The following is a 2,211-nucleotide window of genomic DNA, read 5'->3' on the forward strand; positions in this document are numbered from 1 at the left end:
AGTCGCAACAAGAGTATCTGACATTATTAGAACGTTTGCATACATATGCAGATAAGCCCACAGAAACGACACAACAAACGTTATGTATTTCAGAATATGTATACTTACGTATTACTGTGCCAAAGCAAGCCAGTGAAACGCAATGGGTAGTGTTACGGCTTTCAAGCTCGCAACCTGAGCGACGTGCACAAGAATGGCTTAACTATTTGCTATGGTTACAGTATTTAGATTTAGACGAACAGAGTCAAGATTACCGTTATATTGTGGTATTTAGTGATCAAACCATGATTTATGAAGGCGTAAGCTCAGCAAAAGCTTGTACCTTGCTCAAAGATTGGTGGGCTTTATGGCAACAAGCAATGGTAACGCCTATTGTACTGCCTGCTCAACTTTTGTTGTCCCTTAGTAAAAAAAATAAACAACCTGAATGGACAGAAGAAAAGAGTTTGGATAAAAAAACTTGGCAAACACTTTCTAAACATTGGAATGATCCTCAAAAACATAACAAGGCTATTTCAGCAGATGAAGACAAAGCATCGAAGTATCATCAAGAGTGGCAATTTATTTTGCAGGAACAAGATGCAAATGCCCTATTAGAAAAACACTGTCGTGAATGGGCTTATCGTTTGTATGCCCCAATTTATGAACATTTAAATACTATTGGATAAGTGAAACGGAAAACAGATTATGACAATAGTTAAACCTGAAGTATCTTTTTATCCTATTCAAGATATTCAATTTCAAGGGTTACATTGGATAGAAGCTTCGGCAGGCTCAGGGAAAACCTTTACACTGTCTAGTTTGCTTGTGCGTATCTTGCTAGAAAAGTATTTACCTAAACAAGCTGTGGCAACCACATTTACACGTGCTGCTGCAGCTGAGTTGAAACAACGTATTCGCGCTCGAATTGTTGAAATGCAATCTTTTTTTAAAGAGAGAATAGGATTTGATCATCAAGCAAATATTGAGCATTTACAACAACTCAAAGCGGCTGATGAAGACCCATTAAAAATTGTTTTATTAGAAAAATTTTCTACACAAGTGGCTTATGCTTGTAGTCGCTTACAATTAGTGTTGGAACAGCTTGATGAGCTATTTGTAGGAACACTCGACAGTTTTAGTCAAAAATTACTCAGAGAGTTTGCATTTGAAAGTGGTAAAATTGAACGGGTAGAGATTACCGATCAGTCAAAGCAGTATACCGAGCAACTGATACATGATGTGCTACGGGAATGGATACAACAACAGTCGCAACAGGACATTGATTGGTTGTTTGCGGTCGGTTGTTTAGACCCTAAAGAATATTTTGCCGTTGCCGAAAATGTACTGAACTTTCCCAATGCACAGTTTACAGAGGTTTCGCATCCCAAACTACAAGTAGAAGAATATCTGCAACTTAGAGAAAAATTAAAAGCGTTTGACTATACGCAATTAAAAAGAAAGTATGTAGAACAAGGAGGATTTGCAGAATATCAAAGTGGTAGATACTTTAAAACAATCACTTTTAATCAGCTGATGGAAGATATTATTCCTAATGCAGTCTTTAAGATTTTACAATCTAAAGAAAAAGGGTTTTTAGTGCTTTTGCCAAAGAGTGAAAAAGAATATCTGATATCTTTTGTGGGGTCATTTACAAACAAGAAAACTCTTAAAAAAAACTTACCTAAAGAGAATGCCGAGCAATTTTATACCGACCCCTCATTAGTTGTATTGGTGGAAGTGCTTACAAAACTGCAAGAGATTGGGAATATTCTCACCCGATATAAGCATTATATTTCATACTATATTGCAAGTCAGGTCAAACTGCGCTTACCCGCACTCCTCCAACAGCAAGGCGAAACGACGTTTGCACAGCAAATAAAAACCTTGTCTGAAGCATTGCAAGGAGAACACGGTGAGCATTTTGCGGCTTTTGTACAAAGCAGTTACCCACTGATTTTAGTCGATGAGTTTCAAGATACCAACCAAGAGCAAGACAACATGCTTGCCAGCATTTGGCGTGCACCCACGAAATACGAAAAAGGCTGCATGATCATGGTAGGCGATCGTAAGCAAGCCATTTATGGATTTCGTGGTGGAGATATGCTTACTTTTATTCGTGCATATCATGATGTTCTTTCTAAAAAAGGACATTTCTATCGTTTGAAGTACAACCATAGAACCATTCAGCCATTGGTTGAAGCGGTAGATGCACTTTTTATGCAACATCCT

1 protein-coding gene and 1 pseudogene are annotated in these 2,211 nt (G+C 37.8%); both read left to right on the forward strand.

Annotated features, from left to right (window positions below; all coding sequences use genetic code 11):
- A pseudogene (locus P256_RS13300) lies at positions 1-668 on the forward strand (exodeoxyribonuclease V subunit gamma); the annotation flags it as partial.
- Positions 669-687: 19 nt separating this feature from the next.
- The coding region (locus P256_RS06475; protein ID WP_023272887.1) for a UvrD-helicase domain-containing protein at positions 688-2,211 on the forward strand (1,524 nt) is incomplete at its 3' end.

Origin of the sequence: Acinetobacter nectaris CIP 110549 (assembly GCF_000488215.1) — a bacterium.
In the GTDB taxonomy this organism is placed as follows: Bacteria; Pseudomonadota; Gammaproteobacteria; order Pseudomonadales; family Moraxellaceae; genus Acinetobacter; species Acinetobacter nectaris.